Below are 20,015 nucleotides of genomic sequence, written 5' to 3'. Positions count from 1 at the left end.
ATCAGCGACGGGTTTGCCGCAACAGCTGGAGCAGCGAGGCATCGTCCAGATCGGCCATGCCCGCGGCGTGGGCCTGCGCGAAGACGCTGGCCGCCGCAGCACCCAGAGGGCCGTTGAACCCGGCTTCCCGCGACGCTTCCACCGCGAGCCGGGTGTCTTTTTCCAGCAAAGTCACGTGAGCGCGGGGCGCAAGATCGCCCGCGATGGCGCGGCGCATGCGGTCAGAGCCGATCCAGCTCTGGCCGCTGGACCGCTCGATCACGTCCAGCGTCGTGCCCAGATCCAGCCCCAGGCGCTCGGCCAGCGCCAGCACCTCGGCCGCGCCCACCAGATTGATGCCCGCCACCAGGTTGTTGACCAGCTTGGTGCGAGCGCCATCGCCCACGCGCTCGCTGATGACGAACCGTTGGGAGGACATCGTGCCAAGCAAGGCTTCGTGCCGCGCCAGCAACGCGGCAGGACCGGCCAACATCAAGCTCATACTCCCGTCGCGCGCCCGCACCGGGCCACCGGACATCGGGGCATCGATGCAGCCGACCCCATGCTCGGCCAGGGCCGTGGCCAATGCTTCGGCGTCTGTGGGGGCGATGGTGGGGCACAGCATCACAGTCTGGCCAGACAACATGGCGGCCAGAGCCCCTTGCGCACCCAGCAGCACCTCGCGCGACTGTGCTGCATCCACCACACACACGATCAACACGCCGTCGGCCGTCAAGGCCCGCGCGGCGGTGTCCGGGGCATTGGCAAGGTAGGCCCCGGCATCAAGCGCCTGCTGCTGTCGCGCAGGGTCGATGTCGCACACCACCACAGACCAGCCCAGCGCACACAGCCGAGCAGCCATGGCGCCACCCATGTTTCCGGCGCCGATCAGCGCGACCTGGACCGGAGGCAGCGACCCGCGCAGCGGCGGAGTGTGGGGGCCACGATCCGGCGCCGGGCCGCCCCAAGCCGGATCAGCCCACTCGGGGGGCAGCGGCGGAGCGTGGGGGCCATCACCCGTCACGACTGCATCAGTCGTTTGGACTTGGCGATGGACATCAGAATGCCCAGCACCACACCCAGGGTGACCATGGCGGTACCGCCATAGCTGATGAACGGCAGTGGCACGCCCACCACCGGCAGGATGCCGCTGACCATGCCCATGTTCACAAAAGCGTAGACAAAGATGTTGAGCGTCATGGCCCCGGCCAGCAAACGCGAAAACAGGGTCGGCGCTTCGAGCGCAATCGTCAGGCCGCGCACGATGAGGAAGATGAACCCCAGCATCAGCGTGAGCGTGCCGACCAGCCCGAATTCTTCGGAAAAGGCCGCGTAAATGAAGTCGGTGGTGCGTTCGGGAATGAACTCCAAATGGGTCTGCGTGCCTTGCATGAAGCCCTTGCCCCAGACGCCGCCGGAACCGATGGCGATCATGCCCTGGATGATGTGAAAACCCTTGCCCAGCGGGTCTTTGGACGGGTCCAGCAGTGTGCATATCCGCTGGCGCTGGTACTCGTGCAGAACTTTCCAGTCCACGTCCGGCGCACACCACTGAGGCTCCATGGCGATCAACACGCCCACGCCGACCAACCCGACGAGCACCGGTGGAACGATCAGTTTCCAGCTCAGTCCAGCAAAAAAAATCACGGCCAGACCCGAGGCCATCACCAGCAGGGTGGTGCCCAGGTCTGGCTGCTTGAGGATGAGCGCGGCGGGCACGGCCAGCAGCACGACCGCCACGGCAAAGTCCAGTGGCTTGAGCATGCCTTCACGCCGCTGAAACCACCACGCCAGCATCAGCGGCATGGCCACCTTCATCAGCTCGCTGGGCTGGATCACGACGCCCACGTTGAGCCAGCGCTGCGCACCCTTCTTCTGGATGCCGAAGAGAAACACCGCCAACAACAGGGCCACGCCCAAGGCATACAGGGGCACCGCCAGCGCCATCAGCCGCTGCGGCGGCACCTGGGCCACGAAGAACAACACGAAGGCGGCCAGCATCATGTTGCGGCCATGGCTCACGAACCGGGTCCCATGGTCGAAGCCGACCGAATACATGGTCATCAACCCGGCGCCGGCCATGATCAATATCGCCAATGCGAGCAACCCGTCAAACCCCTGAAAGATCGGGATGATGCGTTGCAAAAGGGTGGGTTTGTCGAATACAGCAGCCATGAGCGCCCGATTATCCTTCGCCCATGACCCCTCCAACCAGTCACCCGCCTGTCACCACCCACCTGCTGTACCTGCATGGCTTTCGTTCCTCACCCCAGTCGGCCAAGGCAAGGCAGGTGGCACAGCGGGTGGCCGAGCGGCATCCGGGCGTGGTCTGGTGCTGTCCGCAGCTGCCACCCTCGCCCCGCGAGGCCATGCAAGGGTTGCAGCAACGGGTCGCCGGCTGGCCACGCCAGGGCATGGCGGTGGTCGGCTCGTCGCTGGGCGGGTTTTACGCACGCTGGCTGGCGCTGCAGACCGGCTGCCGAGCCGCCCTGCTCAACCCGGCGGCCGTCCCTCAGCGTGATCTCGCGCGCTACATCGGTGAGCACAGCGCCTGGCACGACCCCGAACAGCGGTTCTATTTCGAACCCGAGTTTGTGGATGAGCTGGCGGAGCTGGCCGACGACATCCAGCGCTGGCTGCCCGACGTCGCGACCACCCCGCAAAGCCTGTACGCCATCGTCTCCCGCGACGACGAGGTGCTCGACTGGCGCGAAATGCTGGCGTTTTGCGCTGGCGGCGACGTGAAGCTGCTCCCGGGCGGGGATCACGCGATCAGCGATTTTGACCAACACATCGACGGGCTGTTTGAATTTCTTAACCTGAAAGGATGACGTCTCTGAGAGGCGGGTCGCCCCTCGGGTCCATGGGACAATCCCACCCATGCACATCCTGTTTGATGAAGCCGGCAAATTGATGACCGGTCGCCTGATGTCCGAGGCGGAAAGCTCCATGCAAGTGGAGTTGGACACGGGCAAGCGCCTCAAGGTCAAAGCCGCGAATGCCCTGCTGCGCTTCGAGAAGCCCGCCCCCGCCCAGCTCATGCCCGCCGCCACCGCGTTGGCCGAGTCCATGGAGCTGGAGTTGGCCTACGAATTTGCGGCTGAAGACGAGTTCGGTTTCGCCGACCTGGCCCGCGAGTACTTCAGCGCCCACGCCACCACCGAACAACAGGTCGCGACCCTGATCTGCCTGCAGGGCGCGCCGCACTACTTCCGTCGCGCTGGCAAGGGCCGCTACAAGAAGGCGCCGGCCGAGATCCTGGCCCAGGCGCTGGCCGCGATCGAGAAGAAAAAGCAGGTGCAAGCACAGATCGACGCCTGGGCCGCCGAACTGGTCGCGGGCAGCTGCCCGGCGCCCGTGCGACAGCAGCTCTACAAGATCCTGTTCAAGCCCGACAAGAACGCGCCCGAGTACAAGGCCGTGATCGAGGCCGCGCGCAACAGCCACACCGCGCCGCTGCCCTTGCTGCAAAAGGCCGGCGCCATCACCAGCGCCTACCAGTTCCACTGGCAGCGCTTCCTGTTCGACCAGTTCCCCAAGGGCACGGGCTTCCCGGCGCTGCAGGCACCGGTGATCGCCGACGAGCTGCCGCTGGCCGCCGTGCAGGCCTTCTCCATCGACGACTCGCAGACCACCGAAATCGACGACGCGCTCTCGCTGCAGGGCCTGGGCTCGGGCACCGTGACGCTGGGCATCCACATCGCCGCGCCCGGCCTGGCCGTGCTGCCAGACAGCGCCATCGACCAGGTGGCGCGCCAGCGCCTGTCCACGGTCTACATGCCAGGCCACAAGATCACCATGCTGCCCGACGAGGTGGTGCAGGCCTACACGCTGATGGCCGGGCGCGACTGCCCGGCCGTGTCGCTCTACGTCCGCTTCGACGAAACCACGCTGGAGCTGAAGGACAGCCGAACCGCGCTGGAACGTGTGCCGATCGCATTGAACCTGCGCCACGACCAGCTGGACACCGTGATCACCGAAGACTGGCTGACCGAAGGCGCCACCGCCGGTGACGCGGCCCCCGAGATCGCCGCGCTGCAACCCACGCTGGCCTTCATCTTCCGCCTCGCCCGCCACCTGAAAGCGCAGCGCGAAGTGGTGCGCGGCAAGCCGGAAAACTTCAATCGACCCGACTACACCTTCAAGCTCACCGGCACAACGGGCGCCGAGCCCGACGGCAGCGAGACGGTGGTCATCGGCACCCGCCAGCGCGGCGCGCCGCTTGACCTGATGGTGGCTGAGGCCATGATCCTGGCCAACAGCAGTTGGGGCAACTGGCTCGCCGAATGCGGCGTGCCCGGCATCTACCGCAGCCAGGCCAGCCTGGCGCCCGGCGTGAAGGTGCGCATGGGCACCAAGGCGCAGCCGCACGCGGGCATTGGCGTCAAGAGTTACGCCTGGAGCACCTCGCCCCTGCGCCGCTACGTGGACATGGTCAACCAGTGGCAGATCATTGCCTGCGCGCGCCACGGCAAGACCGCCGCGCTGGTCGCGCCGTTCAAGCCCAAGGACGCCAACCTCTTCGCCGTGATCAGCGGTTTCGACGCGGCCTACACCGCCTACAACGGTTTCCAGAACGGCATGGAACGCTTCTGGACGCTCAAGCACCTGCAGCAAGCGGGCATTACCGAGCTGACCGCCACGCTCATCAAGGACAACCTGGTGCGCGCCGACCACCTGCCGCTGGTGCTGCCGGTGATGGGTGCCGACGGCCTGCCTCGCGGTGCCCACGTGCGCGTGCGCCTGGGCGCTGTGGACGAGATGGCGCTGGACGTGTCGGGCACGGTAATCGAGCGCCTGGACCTGCCGGTGGACAACGTGTACGACAACACGGAGTCGGAGGACGGCGAGGACGACACCCTGGCCGCGCCGCTGGCGCTGGCCATCGACGTGAACGAGGCCGACGCCCCGGCCGCCGACGTCACCGCATCCTGAGGCAACACCGATAATCGCCGCCGTGAATCCGGTCCTGAAATACCTCCGGCAACTGACCACCCTGCAGCTCGCGCTCGGGGTGTCCGTGGCCGTGCACGCCGCCCTGCTGACGGTGCGCTTCGTCGACCCCGAGCGCTTCAACCGCGTGTTCCAGGACACGCCGCTGGAGGTCATTCTCGTCAACGCCAAAAGCAACGAAAAGCCGGAGAAGGCGCGGGCCATCGCGCAGGCCTCACTGGCCGGTGGCGGCGATGCCGAAAAGGGGAGGGCCACCTCGCCGTTGCCGCCCGTGGCCCAGGCCAGACTGGGGGACACGCCCGAGGAAGACGAGCACGCGGTCGAAGCGCTCAAGGAGCGGCAAAACCAGATCCTGGCCCTGGTGCGCCAACAGCTGGCCACCCTGCCGCCGCCCGATCTGCAAGCGGTCAATCCGAGCCCGGAATCGGTGGAGCGAGAGAAAAAGCGGCAGGCGCTGGTGAAGACACTGGCCGAAATCGAGAGGCGCATCAATGAAGAAAATGCGCGACCCAAGAAGCGCTACATCAGCCCCGCGACGCGGGAGGAGGTGTATGCCATCTACTACGACGAGCTGCGCCGCAAGATCGAGGACCGGGGCACCACCAACTTCCCCGAGGCCGCCGGGCGCAAGCTCTATGGCGAACTGACCATGGTGATCACCGTCAACCACACCGGTGCCGTGCTGGACACGGAGGTGGTGCAGACCTCAGGCAACACCACGCTCGACCGCCGCGCGCAATCCATCGTGCGCAGCCTCGGCTTCGGTCGATTCAACGACGGCATGCGCCGCCGCGCCGACCAGATCGTCGTGGTCTCGCGCTTCCGCTTCACGCGCGACGCCACCTTGCAAACGCAATTGAGTGCGCAGTAGATGGCGACCCCCTGCGTCGCCTTCGGCGCCACCCCCTGGGAGGGGGGCAACACCAGCGGCCCGGCAAAGCCGGTTCCGCGGTGTTCTGGGCTGACTTCCCTTCTGTCCGCTGCGGTCGCGTTGTGCGATTAATTCCATGAGATCTTTTGGTCGTTGGCTGTTGTGGGTGTTGCTGGCCGGTGTGGCCTTGCAGCTGTTCTTTGTGGCGCGCATCGCGCTGATGGTGGTGGTTGATCCACAGAGCACGGCGTTCATGCGCTCCGAAGCCTGGCGGGTGGCCGGGCAAAGCGTCACCACGGCCGACAAAACATGGCAATGGTCTTCGCAATGGGTGGACTACACCGAGATCAGCCCCCACCTCAAGCGCGCGGTGATGGCGTCGGAAGACGCCGGTTTCGTGGAGCATGGCGGCGTGGACTGGGACGCCATCCAGTCGGCCTGGAGCAAGAACGAGCGGCGCCAGGAGCAGGTCGAGAAGCGCACCGAGCAACTGGAGAAGCGGCTGGCGAAGAAGCCCGAGGCGGTCGAGGCTGCGCTCAAGACCATCAAGCCGCCCAAGATCCTGGGCGGATCGACCATCACCCAGCAACTGGCCAAGAACCTGCTGCTGTCGGGCGAACGCAACCTGTTGCGCAAGGGCCAGGAGCTGATGCTCACGCTCACGCTCGAAGCGCTGCTGAGCAAAGAGCGCATCCTGGAGATCTACCTCAACAGCGTCGAGTGGGGCGAAGGTGTCTTTGGCGCCGAAGCGGCCGCCCAGCGCTATTTCAAGAAGCCCGCGGCCAAGCTCAGCCCGCACGAGGCCGCGCGCCTGGCGGTGATGTTGCCGAGCCCCAAGTTCTTCGAAACCCGCCCGGGTTCGGCGTATCTGGCGCGACGCACCAGCACCATCGTCGCCCGCATGGGTGACGTGCAGGCGCCGTGAACAGGCTCCCCCCTGCGCCGCTTCGCGGCTTCCCCCCAGGGGAACGACACCAGCGGCCGGGCGAAGCCCGTTCCGCGGTGTCTCTGGGTTCAGGCATCACTCTCGTGACACCTTGTCTATTTTTAAGGCTTCGCTCATGAACTGGCGAGCCAAGGCCATGGGCCTTTTCCTTCTGGGCTTGGTGCGGGCGCTCACGGGCGCACAGGCCCGCTGGTACGGCTGCCCACCCAAGGCCGAGCAGCGCATCTATTTCGCCAACCACCAGAGCCACGCCGACCTGGTGCTGATGTGGGCCGCTTTGCCCGAGGAGTTGCGCAGCATCACCCGCCCCATCGCGGCCAAGGACTACTGGACCGCGTCGAACTTCAAGCGCTGGATCACCACCGCCGTCTTCAACGCGGTCTATGTGGAGCGGGAGCGCAAGGGCGATGAAGACCCGCTGCAGCCCCTGATCGACGCGCTCGACAGCGGCGACTCACTGATCCTGTTCCCCGAGGGCACGCGCGGCCACGACGAGGACCCGCAGCCGTTCAAGTCCGGTCTGTACAACCTGGCTCATCGGTTCCCACGCGTGGTGTTGGTGCCGGCGTGGATCCACAACGTGCAGCGCGTGATCCCCAAGGGCGAGGTGATTCCGGTGCCGGTGCTGTGTTCGGTCACCTTCGGCGAGCCCGTGGCGCTGGGGCCGGAGGAAGCCCGTGCCGATTTCCTGCGCCGTGCGCGCGAGGCCGTGATGGCGCTGAGAGACGTCTGAACATGCACATCCACCCACACCACCGGGCCACCGCGGCATGACCTCCTTCCTGCGCAGTCTCAGCGCCGAGCAGCAGGTCAGCCTGGTGTTCGTGGTCCTGTTTGGCCTGCTGGTGCTGGCCAGCGGTGCGGCCTTGCTGCTGTCGTTGCGCGAGCGCAAGAAGGCCGAACCGACACATGATCGGCACCAGCGGCTGCAGGACTACCAGGCCCTGCTGCGCAATTCCTGGCTCATGGCGCTGGTGTTCTGGGTGGGTTGGGCGGCCGGTGACGGCGTGGCCATCGCGCTGTTCGGCTTCGTGTCGTTCTTCATCCTGCGCGAGTTCATCAGTCTCTCCCCCACCCGGCGGGGCGATCACCGCAGCCTGGTGCTGGCCTTCTTCGTCGTGCTGCCGCTGCAGTACGCGCTGGTCTGGAACCGCGAGTTCAACCTGTTCACCGTGTTCATCCCGGTCTACGTGTTCCTCGCCATTCCGGTGGTGAGCGCGCTGGGCAACGATCCCCAGCGCTTTCTGGAGCGCAACGCCAAGCTGCAGTGGGGCATCATGGTCTGCGTCTATGGCATGAGCCATGTACCGGCCCTGCTGCTGCTCAACTTCCCGCGGTTTGCCGGCAAGACCGCCTTCCTCGTGTTCTTCCTGGTGCTGGTGGTGCAGACCTGCATGCTGGTGCAGCACCTCGTGGCGTGGCGCCTCAACAGGCCAGTGGCACCCGCCATCAGTCAAAGTTTTCAATGGCGGAGCTGGGCCGCCGGCCTGCTCGCGGGCGGTCTGCTGGGTGCGGCGCTGGCCGGCCTAACGCCCTTCAAGCCCTTGCCCGCGCTGGCCATGGCCTTGATCGCCTGCGCCGCCGGCTCGCTCGGCCACCTGGTGATGAAGGCCATCAAGCGCGACCGTGGCATCACGCACTGGGGCTCGGCAGGCCGCTCGGTCACCGGCGCCAGCGGTCTCCTGGACCGGGTGGACGCCCTGTGTTTCGCAGCCCCGGTGTTTTTCCACTCGGTGCGCTGGAACTTCAACCTCTGAGGCACCGATCACCATGCGCATCCTCGGCATCGACCCCGGTCTTCAGTGCACTGGCTTTGGCGTGGTGGATGCCGAAGGCGCCGACCTGCACTACGTGGCCAGCGGCACGATACAGACCAGCCCCAAGGACGGCGCCCTGCTGCCCGAGCGCCTGAAGATCCTGTTTGACGGCATCAGCGAGGTGGTGAAACGCTATGAGCCCGCCGTCTCGGCCTGCGAGATCGTGTTTGTCAACGTCAATCCCCAGGCCACGCTGCTGCTGGGTCAGGCGCGGGGCTGTTGCCTGACCGCGCTGGTGGCCAACGGCTTGACGGTGGCCGAGTACACCGCGCTGCAATTGAAGAAAGCGGTGGTGGGCTACGGCCGAGCCGACAAGGCGCAGATGCAGGAGATGGTGAAGCGGCTGCTGAAGTTGCCCGGCCTGCCCGGCAAGGACGCGGCCGACGCATTGGGCCTGTGCATCACCCACGCGCAGGTGGCGCGCTCGGTGGCGGCGATCAACAAGGTGTCGCCTTTGCAGGCGCGAACGCACGCGGCTTACAAAGGCGGCCGGAGCTACTGACGACCGCGCCGCGGCGACAGGGCGTCCCCTTCAGAGCAGGCGTTCAAGCACCAGAATGCCGAAGAACCCCAACGCTGCAAACAGGGCCACCTTGAGAACCACCCAGCCCCAATGCAGGTAGCGTGGGTTGCGGGTGACGGCGTAGGCCGCGAAGCACACGCCCGAGACGATCAGCAACAGAACCAGCGCGAAGCGCAGCAACAGCATGGTCGGCGTCCGGCGAGGGTGGGGGTTACCAGGCCGGTGCCAGCTGCGCAAACCCGCTGGGGGCCTCACGCTCGTGGTCGAAGCTCACCACCTCATAGGCCTCGGGCTGCGCCAGCAAGGCGCGCAGCAGCAGGTTGTTCAGCGCGTGGCCGCTGCGGAAGGCGCTGTAGGCGGCCAGCAGCGGCTTGCCGATGATGTAGAGGTCACCGATGGCGTCGAGGATCTTGTGTTTGACGAACTCGTCCTGGTAACGCAGGCCGTCGGCATTCAGCACCTTCACGTCGTCCATCACGATGGCGTTGTCCAGTCCGCCACCCAGCGCGAGTCCGTGGGAACGCATCATCTCCACGTCACGCGTGAACCCGAAGGTGCGGGCGCGCGCGATCTCGCGCGCATAACGCCCGCTGCCCATGTCGAACTCCACGCGCTGGCCGCTGGAATTCACCGCCGGGTGGTCGAACTCGATCTCGAAGGCCAGCTTGTAGCCATGAAACGGGTCCAGCCGCGCCCACTTCAGCGAGCGCCCTTCACCCTCGCGCACCTCTACCGGCCGCTTGATACGGATGAAGCGCTTGGGCGCCTTCTGCATGGCGATGCCGGCGCTTTGCAGCAGGTAGACAAACGAGGCCGAAGAGCCATCGAGGATGGGCACCTCTTCGGCCGTGATGTCCACGTAGAGGTTGTCCAACCCCAACCCAGATGCCGCGCTCATGATGTGCTCAATGGTTTGCACCTTCACGCCACCGTTGGAGATGGTCGAGGCCATGCGCGTGTCGGACACGGCATCGGCGTTCACCGGGATCTCCACCGGGTCGGGCAGATCGACACGGCGAAACACGATACCGGTGTCGGGCGCGGCCGGGCGCAGCGTCAGCTCCACGCGCTGACCGCTGTGCAAGCCGACGCCAACGGCTTTGGTGAGAGATTTCAGGGTGCGTTGAGCGAGCATCCAGGGATTTTAGGTTTTGCTGCGCCGGAGCGCTTTGAGAAATGGCGATGGCTGCGATAGCTGGAGGTTTGTTCTCCGGCGGCAGCGGTCATCGGCAACCGCGGTGAGCGGCTCCGCGAATGTCCCCCGAGGCGGCTGCACCGCCTCTCCTCCTTTATTTCGCTGCGCCACTCACCCCGGTTGCCGATGGCCTGTGGACATGCCGGCCGTTGGTGTGCCAAGGTGCCAACGGCTGGTGGGCGCGGTGCGTTCTGCGCAGCGGCATAAAGGAGGAGGCCCGGCGCAGCCGGGCCGGGGGACAGCCGCGGAGTAGAGCGCACCGCGCCCACCAGCCCGCGAGGTGCAGGCCCGATACCCAGACACGCCCCCTTCGTAGATCAATCTGCCTGCTTGCGCAAAAACGCCGGAATCTCGAAATCGTCCATGCCACCCGACGCCAGCGCATCCACCTTGGCCGCGGCCTGGGTGCGGTTGGTGCGCCACACGCTGGGCACGGCCATGGAGTTGTAGTCGGGCTGGGCGGCACCGGGGCCACCGACGGCGGCGTTCACCGTGGGCACGTGGAACGGCGTGTTGTCGGTGCCGGTGCGCAGCACCTGCAGCGGCGGCGCGGTGCGGCGGACGCCCTGGCGGCTCAAGCCCGTGGCAACCACCGTGACGCGCATCTCGTCGCCCAGCTCATCGTCGTAGGCCGCACCGTAGATCACGTGCGCGTCCGGCGAAGCGTAGGCGCGGATCGTGTTCATGGCCAGCTTGGACTCCGACAGCTTGAGCGACCCCTTCGCGGCGGTGACCAACACCAGCACGCCCTTGGCGCCCGAGAGGTCGATGCCTTCGAGCAGCGGGCAGGCCACAGCCTGTTCGGCTGCGATGCGCGCGCGGTCCGGGCCGGCGGCCACCGCCGTGCCCATCATGGCCTTGCCAGGCTCGCCCATCACGGTGCGCACGTCTTCGAAGTCGACGTTCACGTTGCCGTACTCATTGATGATCTCGGCAATGCCACCCACGGCGTTTTTCAGCACGTCGTTGGCATGGGCGAAGGCATCGTCTTGCGTGACTTCGTCGCCCAGCACTTCCAGCAGCTTGTCGTTGAGCACCACGATCAGCGAATCCACATTGGCTTCGAGCTCGGCCAGACCGGCGTCGGCGTTCTGCATGCGCTTGCCGCCTTCGAAGTCGAAGGGCTTGGTGACCACGCCCACGGTCAGGATGCCCATTTCTTTGGCTACGCGGGCGATCACGGGCGCTGCACCGGTGCCGGTGCCGCCGCCCATGCCGGCGGTGATGAAGAGCATGTGCGCGCCGTCGATGGCGCTGCGGATTTCATCGATGGCCAGCTCGGCGGCCTCGCGGCCCTTCTCGGGCTTGCTGCCCGCGCCCAGCCCGCTCGCGCCGAGCTGGATGGTGCGGCCAGCAGCGCTGCGGGTGAGCGCCTGCGCGTCGGTGTTGGCGCAGATGAACTCCACACCTTGCACGTGGCGGGAAATCATGTGGTCCACCGCGTTGCCACCGCCACCACCGACGCCAATCACCTTGATCTGGGTGCCCGCGTTGAATTCTTCGACTTCAATCATTTCGATGCTCATGTTGCTCTCCTGGGTGTGCCCTTGACCATGGGGTTCAGGGCGTTGTTTCAATTCAAAAATTCAAAAATCAGATTCGGATCGTTGTGCTGTGAGGCGCCTCAGCCAGGCGGTCCGGTGCAATCGGTGCATCGGGATCGACATTTCGGTCGGGTGAGGAGGCGCAACGACCAGGGCACCGTCGAACTGGCTTTGCCAGGCGACCAGTGCCGCCCCCTTGAGGGGGTGACGCGCTGCAGGCGCGGCGCAGGGGTGATCAGTCGATTCATCAGAATGTCCCCACAAACCAGTTTTTCATGCGGTCCAGCGCGCTCTGCATGGAGCCCGCCTTCTGCGCCACCTTGTGGCCGCGCACCCGGGCGATGCGCGCCTCTTCCAACAAACCCATGACCGTCGCTGCGCGGGGCTGGGCCACCATGTCGGACAGCGCCGAGGCGTAGTGCGGCATGCCCCGGCGAACCGGCTTGAGGAAGATGTCCTCCCCAAGTTCGACCATGCCCGGCATCACCGCGCTGCCACCCGTGAGCACGATGCCCGACGACAAGACCTCTTCAAAACCCGAGTCGCGGATCACCTGCTGCACCAGCGCAAAGATCTCTTCCACCCGGGGTTCGATCACACCGGCCAGCGCCTGACGGCTGAGCATGCGCGGACCGCGGTCGCCCAGGCCAGGAACCTCCACCTGCTGGTCCGGGTTGGCCAGCAACTGCTTGGCGCAACCGTGCTCGACCTTGATGTCTTCGGCGTCTTTGGTCGGCGTGCGCAGCGCCATCGCGATGTCGCTGGTGATCAGGTCACCGGCGATGGGAATCACCGCCGTGTGGCGGATCGCGCCCCCGGCAAAGATGGCCACGTCGGTGGTGCCGGCGCCGATGTCCACCAGCGCCACGCCCAGCTCTTTCTCGTCATCGGTCAGCACAGCCTGGCTCGACGCCAGCGGGTTGAGCATGAGCTGGTCCACCTCCAGGCCGCAGCGGCGCACGCACTTGATGATGTTCTCGGCCGCACTCTGCGCGCCGGTCACGATGTGCACCTTGGCTTCCAGGCGGATGCCGCTCATGCCGATGGGCTCTTTCACCTCCTGGCCGTCGATCACGAACTCCTGTGGCTCGACCAGCAGCAGGCGCTGGTCGGTGGAGATGTTGATCGCTTTGGCGGTTTCGATCACGCGCGCCACGTCGGCCTGGGTGACCTCGCGGTCCTTGATGGCCACCATGCCGCTGCTGTTGATGCCGCGGATGTGGCTGCCGGTGATGCCGGTGTAAACGCGGGCGATTCGGCAGTCGGCCATCAGCTCGGCTTCTTTCAGTGCCTGCTGGATGCTCTGCACCGTGGCGTCAATGTTGACCACCACGCCGCGCTTGAGGCCGTGGCTGGCCGACACGCCCAGGCCCGCGAGCTTGAGTTCGCCGGTGGCCTGGACCTCGGCCACCACCACCATGATCTTGGCGGTACCAATGTCCAGTCCCACCACCAAATCCTTGTATTCCTTGGCCATGATCGTTTTTCTGTTCAGCGGGTTGGTGTTGGTTTCTTGGGATCGTCTTCGGTCACCGTGGTCACGCCCTGCACACGCAGCGCGTAGCCATTGGGGTAACGCAGGTCCACGGTCTGCAGCGTGCCGGGGTAGCGCTGGGTCAGCTGGTCCAGCGTGGCGGTGAAACGGCGGGTGCGCTCCAGCAGGTCTTCGGGCGTGCCACGGCCCAGCTCGATGCGGGCGCCGTTGTCGAGTTCGGCGCGCCAGTTGCCGCGCTCGTTGAGTTCCAGCCTCACCAGGCCCACCTCCAGCCGGGCCAGCTCGGTCGACAGCATCTGGTACAGCGCCCACACCTGCGGCGCCTGCTCCACGGGGCCGGCCAGCTCGGGCAGGCCGTCGCCATCGTCGGGACTCGCATCAAACACCTCGCCCAGGCGGCTGACCAACTGGCCCGAACCGGCCTGTCCCCACCACGCGACCGCCTGGTGCTCTTCCAGCGTGACCCGCAGGCGATTGGGAAACTCACGTTGCACCCGCGCCTGGCGCACCCACGGCACGGTTTCGAACAGGGTCCGGACCTGTTGCAGATCGACGGTGAGGAAGCTGGCGCTCAGCTGCTTGCGCATCTGGGTGGCCAGTTGCGCGCGCAGGCCCACAGCGTTCTGGTGGGACACCTCGCCGTGCACGCCGATGGCGCGCAGGTTCCAGACCGGATGACGGGCGATCCAGGTGCCGACCACACCCAGGCACAGGACGGCAAACACCATCACCAGGCCACGGGTGGCCAGGGTCATGAGTTTGATGTCCAGGGGCAGGTCGGCTTGGGCCATGGTGGTTCTCAGCCGGGTTGCCTGGCCGGGTTGTCCAGCGACGCACTGGCCAGCAGCGTCAGGCACAGGTCTTCGTACGACAGGCCGGCCGCGCGCGCCGACATGGGCACCAGCGAATGGCTGGTCATGCCGGGCGAGGTGTTGATTTCCAGCAAGTAGGGCTTGCGCGTCTTCGCGTCGATCATCACGTCGGCCCGCGCCCAGCCGCGGCAGTCCAGCGCCTGGAAGGCCTGCAGCACCAACGCCTGGATGGTGGCCTCCTCGCCTTCGGGCAGACCGCAGGGCACGAGGTATTTCGTGTCGTCGGTGAAGTACTTGTGCTGGTAGTCGTAGTTGCCGTCGGGCGCCACGATGCGGATCACCGGCAGGGCGCGGGCTTCGGTACCGGTGCCGAGCACGGGAATGGTCACCTCGTCGCCGGCAATGAACTGCTCGCACATCACCATCGGGTCCTGGCCCGAGGCGAGCGCGTAGGCGGCGTCGCATTGCTCCAGGGTGGTCACCTTGGTCAGACCGATGGTGGAACCCTCGCGCACGGGCTTGACGATCATGGGCGAACCGAGCGCGGCGAAAGCGGCGCACGTGTCGGCGGCGCTCCTCACCTGGCGCCAGGCCGGCGTGGAGAGCCCCTCGGCGATCCAGATGCGCTTGGTCATGAGCTTGTCCATGGCCACGGCCGAGGCCATGACACCGGGACCGGTGTAGGGGATGCCCAACAGCTCCAGCGCACCCTGCACCGTGCCGTCTTCGCCGAAACGGCCATGCAGCGCAATGAAGCAGCGGTCAAAGCCCTCGCGCTTCAGCTCCGACAGATCGCGCTCGGCCGGGTCGAACGCGTGAGCATCCACGCCCTTGGCCTTCAACGCGGCCAACACGCCGCTGCCCGACATCAGCGAAACCTCTCGCTCAGCGGAACACCCGCCCAGCAACACCGCCACCTTGCCCATGGTTTTCACGTCCACCGTCGTGCTCATTTGCGGCCTCCCTGCGCCATCTCGATCACCTGCCCCGCCACCGCGCCGATGGTTCCGGCGCCCATGCAAAGCACCACGTCGCCATCGCGTGCGTTGTCCAACACGGCCTGCGCCATGCCCGCGATGTCGTCCACGAACACCGGCTCCAGCTTGCCCGCCACGCGCAGCGCGCGCGCCAGCGAGCGGCCGTCGGCGGCCACGATGGGCGCCTCACCGGCCGCGTACACCTCGGCCAGCAACACGGCGTCGGCGTGGCCGATCACCTTCACAAAATCTTCAAAGCAGTCGCGGGTGCGGCTGTAGCGGTGCGGCTGGAAGGCCAGCACGAGGCGTCGCCCCGGGAAGGCACCGCGTGCGGCCGACAGCGTGGCCGCCATCTCCACGGGGTGGTGGCCGTAGTCGTCCACGATGGTCGCCTCGCCGCCTGAGGGCAACGCCGCTTCGCCGTAGCGCTGGAAGCGTCGACCCACACCCTTGAACTCGGCCAGAGCCTGCAGCACCGCTTCGTCAGGCACCCCCAGCTCGACCGCGATGCCGATGGCGGCCAGTGCGTTGAGCACGTTGTGGTGACCCGGCAGGTTGAGCACCACCTCCAGGTCGGCCATCTGCACGCCGTTCTTGCGCTGCACCGTGAAGTGCATCTGAGCTCCGACGGCGCGAACATTCAGCGCGCGGACTTGCGCGTCTTCCGAGACGCCGTAGCCGGTGATGGGGCGTGCGATCTGCGGCAGGATCTCCCGGATCGCCGGGTCGTCCACGCACACCACCGCCGCACCGTAAAACGGCATGCGGTGCAGGAACTCGATGAAGGCACCCTTGAGTCGGCCAAAGTCGTGGCCGTAGGTGTCCATGTGGTCGGCATCGATGTTGGTGACGACCGAGAGCACCGGCAGCAGGTTCAGGAACGAGGCATCCGACTCGTCGGCCTCGACCACGATGTACTCGCCCGAGCCGAGCTGGGCGTTGGCGCCCGCGCTGTTGAGGCGGCCGCCGATCACGAAGGTCGGGTCCAGTTGGGCCGCGGCCAGCACACTGGCCACCAGGCTGGTGGTGGTGGTCTTTCCGTGGGTGCCGGCGATGGCGATGCCCTTTTTCATGCGCATCAGCTCGGCCAGCATCACTGCGCGCGGCACCACCGGCACCAGCTTCGCGTGAGCGGCCACCACCTCGGGGTTGTCTTCTTTCACCGCGGTCGACGTGACGATGGCGTCTGCGCCCTGGATGTAGGCCGAGTCGTGGCCCTTGAACACCTGCGCGCCCATGGCTTCGAGGCGGCGCGTCGCCGCGTTTTCCCCCAGGTCGCTGCCGGAAATCTGGTAGCCCTGGTTGAGCAGGACCTCGGCGATGCCGCTCATGCCGGAACCACCGATGCCGACGAAGTGGATATGGCGAATGGCGTGTTTCATGTTGTTTTGACTTTCGCGAGTTGCTCGCACGCGGACACCACGGCCGCGACGGCGCCGGTCTTCTGAACCTGTTGGGCCTTGCTGGCCATGTCCATGAGTTGTGGGCGGGTCAGCTTCTGCAACGTGTCCGCCAACGACGCCGGCGTGAACGCGGGCTGCGGCACGAGCCAGGCACCGCCCGCCTCCACCAGGAAGCGGGCGTTGGTGGTCTGGTGGTCGTCCACCGCGTGCGGGAAGGGCACCAACAAGGCCGCCGCTCCCACCGCCGCGATTTCCGTCACCGTGCTCGCGCCCGCGCGGCACACGATCAGGTCGGCCTCGGCAAACGCCCGGGCCGTGTCATCGATGAAGGGCGTGAGCTGCGCCTCCACGCCAGCCGCTTCGTAGTTGGCGCGCAAGGCATCGATCTGCTTCTCACCGCTCTGGTGGATCACCTGGGGGCGCTGCGCCGCGGGGATCAGCGCGAGCGCCTGCGGCACCGTGTCGTTGAGCGCCTTGGCACCCAGGCTGCCACCGACCACCAGCAGACGCAGCGGGCCGCTGCGGCCGGCAAAGCGCTCGGCGGGAGCGGGTTGCCGCAGGAATTCCGCACGCAACGGGTTGCCCACCCACTCGGCTTTCTTGAACACGTTCGGGAACGCGGTGAACACGCGGTCGGCGATGCCGGCCAACACCTTGTTGGCCATACCTGCGACCGAGTTCTGCTCGTGCAGCACCAGCGGTTTGCCGCGCAAGACGCCCATCATGCCGCCGGGGAAGGTGATGTAGCCACCCAGCCCAACCAGCACGTCCGGCTGGACGCGCCCCACCACACCCAGGGCCTGCCAGAAAGCGCGGAGCAGGCGCAGCGGCAACAAGAACAGGGTCTTGAAACCCTTGCCGCGCACGCCACCAAAATCGATCAGCTCCAGCGCAAAACCACGCGGCGGCACCAGGCGGCTTTCCATGCTGCCAGGTGAACCCAGCCAGTGCACGCGCCAACCCTTGTCGCGCAAGGCTTCGGCCACGGCCAGACCGGGAAAGATGTGGCCACCGGTGCCGCCGGCCATGATGAGGGCGCAAGGTTGGCGCGTCATGATCGACCGCCCTTCATCAAAGATGCGTGCCGCATCTGCAGCCGCTGCGCGCCTGCCTGGCTATTTTGATGAAACCGCCGCGTCATGACCGACCGCCCTTCATCAGCTGGCGGTTTTCATAATCCACCCGCAGCACGATGGCCAGTGCGACCAGTTCGAGCAGGATGGCGGAGCCGCCGTAGCTCATCAGCGGCAGCGTCAGACCCTTGGTGGGCAAGGCGCCGAGGTTCACGCCGATGTTGATGAAAGCCTGAAAGCCGATCCACAGACCGACGCCCTGCGCGACCAGCCCGGCAAACACCTGATCGAGCGCAATGGCCTGGCGGCCGATGTGCATGATGCGGCGGATCATCCACATGAAGACCCCGATCACGACCAGCACGCCGATCAGGCCGAATTCTTCGCCGATCACCGCGAGCAGGAAATCGGTGTGGGCCTCGGGCAGCCAGTGGAGCTTTTCCACGCTGCCCCCCAGCCCGACGCCAAAGATCTCACCGCGCCCGAACGCGATCAGCGAGTGCGACAACTGGTAGCCCTTGCCCAGCGCGTACTGCTCGCTCCAGGGGTCGAGATAGGCAAAGATGCGCTCGCGCCGCCACTCGCTCATCATGACCATCAAGGCAAACGCGCCCACCACGACCAGCGCGATCAGGAAGAACATGCGCGCGTTCACTCCACCCAGGAACAGGATGCCCATGGCGATCACGACGATCACCATGAAGGCGCCCATGTCGGGCTCGGCCAGGAGCAGCATGCCGACCACCGCGAGGGCCACCGCCATCGGCGCCACGGCGCGGAAAAAGCGTTCCTTCACGTCCATCTTGCGCACCATGTAGTCGGCGGCGTACAGGAGGATGGTGAGCTTGGCCAGCTCCGAGGGCTGGAAGCTGATGATGCCCAGCGAGAACCAGCGCCGCGCGCCGTTGACGCCCTTGCCGATGAAGGGAACCAGCACCAGCACCAGCAGCAAGAGCGCGAGCGCGAACAGCCAGGGCGCGAACCGCTCCCAGGTCTGCATCGGCACCTGGAACACGATCAGCGAGCCGATCAGGCCGATCAGGATGAACAGGCCGTGGCGCACCGCGAAGTGGGTGGGCGCGTAGTTGGCGAAACGCGGGTTGTCGGGCAAGGCAATCGAGGCGGAGTACACCATCACCAAGCCCCATGCCATCAAGGCCATCACGACCCACAACAAGGGCTGGTCAAAGCCCAGTTCTCGCACCTGGCCTTGCCGCGTGCCGGCGTAGGTGCGATTGGACAGGCGCACGGGCAGGCCGTCGCCGCCGATCGCATTGCCCAGGCCGACCACGCGGGGCAGCATGGCACCGAAGCTGGCGCGCAGTTTGCCGAGGCCCTGGTTCAGTGCGGCCATCATGACGCGCCCTCCAGGCTCACGCCCTGCTCGTCGGCCAGTGCGCGCACCGCATTGACGAACACGTCGGCGCGGTGTTTGTAGTCGCGGAACATGTCCATGCTGGCGCAGGCGGGCGAGAGCAGGACCGCGTCGCCGCTGTGCGCGCGGGCCGCACACAGGCCCACCGCTTCGGGCAGGCTCGCGGCATCCAAGAGCGGCACACCGGCGAGTTCGGCAGCGCCCTGCACCTGCTCGCGGATGCGGGCGGCGTCGCGGCCGATCAGCACCGCCGCGCGCGCATGGCGCGCCAGGGGCTCGGCCAGCGGGGCGAAGTCCTGCCCTTTGCCGTCACCGCCCAGGATCACGACCAGGCGGCGGTCGGCACCGAGTCCAAGGATGGCCGCCAGCGTGGCACCCACGTTGGTGCCCTTGCTGTCGTCAAAGTACTCGACCTCGTTGAGGATGCCGATCGGCTCGACCCGGTGCGGTTCACCCCGGTATTCGCGCAGGCCGTGCAACATGGGCGCCAGCAAGGCACCGGTGGAATTCGCCAGCGCCAGGGCCGCGAGCGCGTTGGCTGCGTTGTGGCGCCCTCGGATGCGCAAGGCATCCACCGGCATCAGGCGCTGGAAGTAGATCTCTTCCTCTTCATCGCTGGCACGGCCTCGCTTGCGGGTCTCGTCCAGCGCAAGCGCACGCACCAGCCAGTCCATGCCGTTCGTGGATTCGATGCCCCAGTCGCCCGGGCGCTTCGGCGCGTCCAGCCCGAAGGTGGCCCAAGGCCGCGCGGGCTGCTGGCGGTTGCGGCCGCCGATCTTGACCGTCACGTTGGCGGGCTTCATCGCCATGACCTGCGCATCGTCGCGGTTGAGCAGCATCAGCGCCTGCGCGCCGAACACGGCGGCCTTGGCCTGCCCATAGGCGGCCATGGAGCCGTGCCAGTCGAGGTGGTCTTCGGTGATGTTGAGCACGGTGGCCGCCGTGGGCACGCCGTCCCAGGCACCGCCGGCCGTACCGTCGAGCTGGAAGCTGGAGAGTTCGAGCACCCAGGCCGCAGGCAGGTGGGGTGGCGGCGGGGGTTCGATGGGGGG

General features: G+C 66.6%; 19 protein-coding genes. 7 read left to right on the top strand and 12 right to left on the bottom strand.

All coding sequences use genetic code 11. The annotated features are described in order from the left end of the window. Window position 1: 1 nt before the first annotated feature. Both B0E41_RS02590 and rodA read right to left on the bottom strand, forming a co-directional pair. Window positions 2–1,003, bottom strand: a complete 1,002-nt coding sequence (locus tag B0E41_RS02590) for an NAD(P)-dependent oxidoreductase (protein ID WP_077328512.1) — start codon at window positions 1,001–1,003, stop codon at window positions 2–4. Next, window positions 1,000–2,154, bottom strand: coding sequence for a rod shape-determining protein RodA (gene rodA, locus B0E41_RS02585; protein ID WP_077328510.1), 1,155 nt, complete (start codon window positions 2,152–2,154; stop codon window positions 1,000–1,002). Before rodA ends, B0E41_RS02590 begins: the two co-directional genes overlap by 4 nt. Before the next feature lie 23 nt (window positions 2,155–2,177). Between rodA and B0E41_RS02580 the strand changes: the two genes are divergently transcribed. The 7 genes from B0E41_RS02580 (at window position 2,178) to ruvC (ending at window position 9,068) form a co-directional block, all read left to right on the top strand. Then, window positions 2,178–2,810, top strand: coding sequence for a YqiA/YcfP family alpha/beta fold hydrolase (locus tag B0E41_RS02580; RefSeq protein WP_077328507.1), 633 nt, complete (start codon window positions 2,178–2,180; stop codon window positions 2,808–2,810). A 49-nt stretch (window positions 2,811–2,859) separates the two neighbouring features. Beyond that, window positions 2,860–4,914, top strand: coding sequence for a ribonuclease catalytic domain-containing protein (locus B0E41_RS02575; protein WP_077328505.1), 2,055 nt, complete (start codon window positions 2,860–2,862; stop codon window positions 4,912–4,914). Window positions 4,915–4,936: 22 nt separating this feature from the next. Further along, window positions 4,937–5,803, top strand: coding sequence for a TonB family protein (locus B0E41_RS02570; RefSeq protein ID WP_253194552.1), 867 nt, complete (start codon window positions 4,937–4,939; stop codon window positions 5,801–5,803). Window positions 5,804–5,939: 136 nt separating this feature from the next. After that, window positions 5,940–6,728 (top strand): transglycosylase domain-containing protein, encoded by a 789-nt coding sequence (locus tag B0E41_RS02565; protein WP_077328503.1) that lies wholly within the window; start codon window positions 5,940–5,942, stop codon window positions 6,726–6,728. Between the two features lie 136 nt (window positions 6,729–6,864). Further along, window positions 6,865–7,482, top strand: a complete 618-nt coding sequence (locus B0E41_RS02560) for a lysophospholipid acyltransferase family protein (RefSeq protein WP_077328501.1) — start codon at window positions 6,865–6,867, stop codon at window positions 7,480–7,482. Between the two features lie 37 nt (window positions 7,483–7,519). Next, the gene (locus B0E41_RS02555; protein ID WP_077328499.1) at window positions 7,520–8,506 is read left to right on the top strand and encodes a phosphatidate cytidylyltransferase; all 987 of its coding nucleotides are present in this window, start codon (window positions 7,520–7,522) and stop codon (window positions 8,504–8,506) included. A gap of 13 nt (window positions 8,507–8,519) precedes the next feature. Beyond that, on the top strand, window positions 8,520–9,068 hold the full coding sequence (gene ruvC, locus B0E41_RS02550) for a crossover junction endodeoxyribonuclease RuvC (protein WP_077328496.1): 549 nt from the start codon (window positions 8,520–8,522) through the stop codon (window positions 9,066–9,068). A gap of 30 nt (window positions 9,069–9,098) precedes the next feature. On the opposite strand, the gene B0E41_RS27000 is transcribed toward ruvC, so the two are convergent. The 10 genes from B0E41_RS27000 to murD form a co-directional block, all read right to left on the bottom strand. Continuing rightward, window positions 9,099–9,275 carry a hypothetical protein gene (locus B0E41_RS27000; RefSeq protein ID WP_171984645.1) on the bottom strand — a complete coding sequence of 59 codons (177 nt, stop codon included), beginning with the start codon at window positions 9,273–9,275 and terminating at the stop codon, window positions 9,099–9,101. Between the two features lie 25 nt (window positions 9,276–9,300). Beyond that, window positions 9,301–10,224: a UDP-3-O-acyl-N-acetylglucosamine deacetylase gene (gene lpxC, locus B0E41_RS02545; protein WP_077328494.1), complete on the bottom strand. Its 924-nt coding sequence runs from the start codon at window positions 10,222–10,224 to the stop codon at window positions 9,301–9,303. Between the two features lie 377 nt (window positions 10,225–10,601). Continuing rightward, complete coding sequence (gene ftsZ / locus B0E41_RS02540; RefSeq protein ID WP_077328492.1) at window positions 10,602–11,810, bottom strand: cell division protein FtsZ; 1,209 nt, start codon at window positions 11,808–11,810, stop codon at window positions 10,602–10,604. Between the two features lie 265 nt (window positions 11,811–12,075). Next, a complete protein-coding gene (ftsA, locus tag B0E41_RS02535; RefSeq protein ID WP_077328490.1) occupies window positions 12,076–13,305 on the bottom strand; it encodes a cell division protein FtsA in 1,230 nt (409 codons plus the stop codon). Between the two features lie 14 nt (window positions 13,306–13,319). Beyond that, window positions 13,320–14,114 carry a cell division protein FtsQ/DivIB gene (locus B0E41_RS02530; RefSeq protein ID WP_077328488.1) on the bottom strand — a complete coding sequence of 265 codons (795 nt, stop codon included), beginning with the start codon at window positions 14,112–14,114 and terminating at the stop codon, window positions 13,320–13,322. Window positions 14,115–14,122: 8 nt separating this feature from the next. After that, complete coding sequence (locus B0E41_RS02525; protein ID WP_077328486.1) at window positions 14,123–15,088, bottom strand: D-alanine--D-alanine ligase; 966 nt, start codon at window positions 15,086–15,088, stop codon at window positions 14,123–14,125. Continuing rightward, window positions 15,085–16,494, bottom strand: a complete 1,410-nt coding sequence (gene murC / locus B0E41_RS02520) for a UDP-N-acetylmuramate--L-alanine ligase (RefSeq protein WP_077328484.1) — start codon at window positions 16,492–16,494, stop codon at window positions 15,085–15,087. The genes B0E41_RS02525 and murC overlap by 4 nt, the downstream gene beginning before the upstream one ends. Continuing rightward, window positions 16,491–17,570: an undecaprenyldiphospho-muramoylpentapeptide beta-N-acetylglucosaminyltransferase gene (gene murG, locus B0E41_RS02515; RefSeq protein ID WP_077328482.1), complete on the bottom strand. Its 1,080-nt coding sequence runs from the start codon at window positions 17,568–17,570 to the stop codon at window positions 16,491–16,493. Before murG ends, murC begins: the two co-directional genes overlap by 4 nt. An 82-nt stretch (window positions 17,571–17,652) precedes the next feature. After that, complete coding sequence (ftsW, locus tag B0E41_RS02510) at window positions 17,653–18,942, bottom strand: putative lipid II flippase FtsW (protein WP_077328566.1); 1,290 nt, start codon at window positions 18,940–18,942, stop codon at window positions 17,653–17,655. Further along, a partial coding sequence (gene murD, locus B0E41_RS02505; RefSeq protein WP_143433625.1) for a UDP-N-acetylmuramoyl-L-alanine--D-glutamate ligase occupies window positions 18,942–20,015 on the bottom strand: 1,074 nt, incomplete at its 5' end. The genes murD and ftsW, both read right to left, overlap by 1 nt.

Source organism: Hydrogenophaga sp. A37 (genome assembly GCF_002001205.1).
In the GTDB taxonomy this organism is placed as follows: Bacteria; Pseudomonadota; Gammaproteobacteria; order Burkholderiales; family Burkholderiaceae_C; genus Hydrogenophaga.
The sequence above is the reverse complement of the archived record's forward strand: the minus strand, read 5'-3'. Positions and strand labels throughout refer to the sequence as shown.

Bases quoted from the DNA above. Each gene is read 5' to 3' on its own strand.
- B0E41_RS02530 (WP_077328488.1), bottom strand. From the start codon at position 14,114: ATGGCCCAAGCCGACCTGCCCCTGGACATCAAACTCATGACCCTGGCC.
- B0E41_RS02525 (WP_077328486.1), bottom strand. From the start codon at position 15,088: ATGAGCACGACGGTGGACGTGAAAACCATGGGCAAGGTGGCGGTGTTG.
- ruvC (WP_077328496.1), top strand. From the start codon at position 8,520: ATGCGCATCCTCGGCATCGACCCCGGTCTTCAGTGCACTGGCTTTGGC.
- B0E41_RS27000 (WP_171984645.1), bottom strand. From the start codon at position 9,275: ATGCTGTTGCTGCGCTTCGCGCTGGTTCTGTTGCTGATCGTCTCGGGC.
- murG (WP_077328482.1), bottom strand. From the start codon at position 17,570: ATGACGCGCCAACCTTGCGCCCTCATCATGGCCGGCGGCACCGGTGGC.
- rodA (WP_077328510.1), bottom strand. From the start codon at position 2,154: ATGGCTGCTGTATTCGACAAACCCACCCTTTTGCAACGCATCATCCCG.
- B0E41_RS02555 (WP_077328499.1), top strand. From the start codon at position 7,520: ATGACCTCCTTCCTGCGCAGTCTCAGCGCCGAGCAGCAGGTCAGCCTG.
- B0E41_RS02580 (WP_077328507.1), top strand. From the start codon at position 2,178: ATGACCCCTCCAACCAGTCACCCGCCTGTCACCACCCACCTGCTGTAC.
- ftsW (WP_077328566.1), bottom strand. From the start codon at position 18,942: ATGGCCGCACTGAACCAGGGCCTCGGCAAACTGCGCGCCAGCTTCGGT.
- murC (WP_077328484.1), bottom strand. From the start codon at position 16,494: ATGAAACACGCCATTCGCCATATCCACTTCGTCGGCATCGGTGGTTCC.
- ftsA (WP_077328490.1), bottom strand. From the start codon at position 13,305: ATGGCCAAGGAATACAAGGATTTGGTGGTGGGACTGGACATTGGTACC.
- ftsZ (WP_077328492.1), bottom strand. From the start codon at position 11,810: ATGAGCATCGAAATGATTGAAGTCGAAGAATTCAACGCGGGCACCCAG.
- B0E41_RS02565 (WP_077328503.1), top strand. From the start codon at position 5,940: ATGAGATCTTTTGGTCGTTGGCTGTTGTGGGTGTTGCTGGCCGGTGTG.
- B0E41_RS02560 (WP_077328501.1), top strand. From the start codon at position 6,865: ATGAACTGGCGAGCCAAGGCCATGGGCCTTTTCCTTCTGGGCTTGGTG.
- lpxC (WP_077328494.1), bottom strand. From the start codon at position 10,224: ATGCTCGCTCAACGCACCCTGAAATCTCTCACCAAAGCCGTTGGCGTC.
- B0E41_RS02575 (WP_077328505.1), top strand. From the start codon at position 2,860: ATGCACATCCTGTTTGATGAAGCCGGCAAATTGATGACCGGTCGCCTG.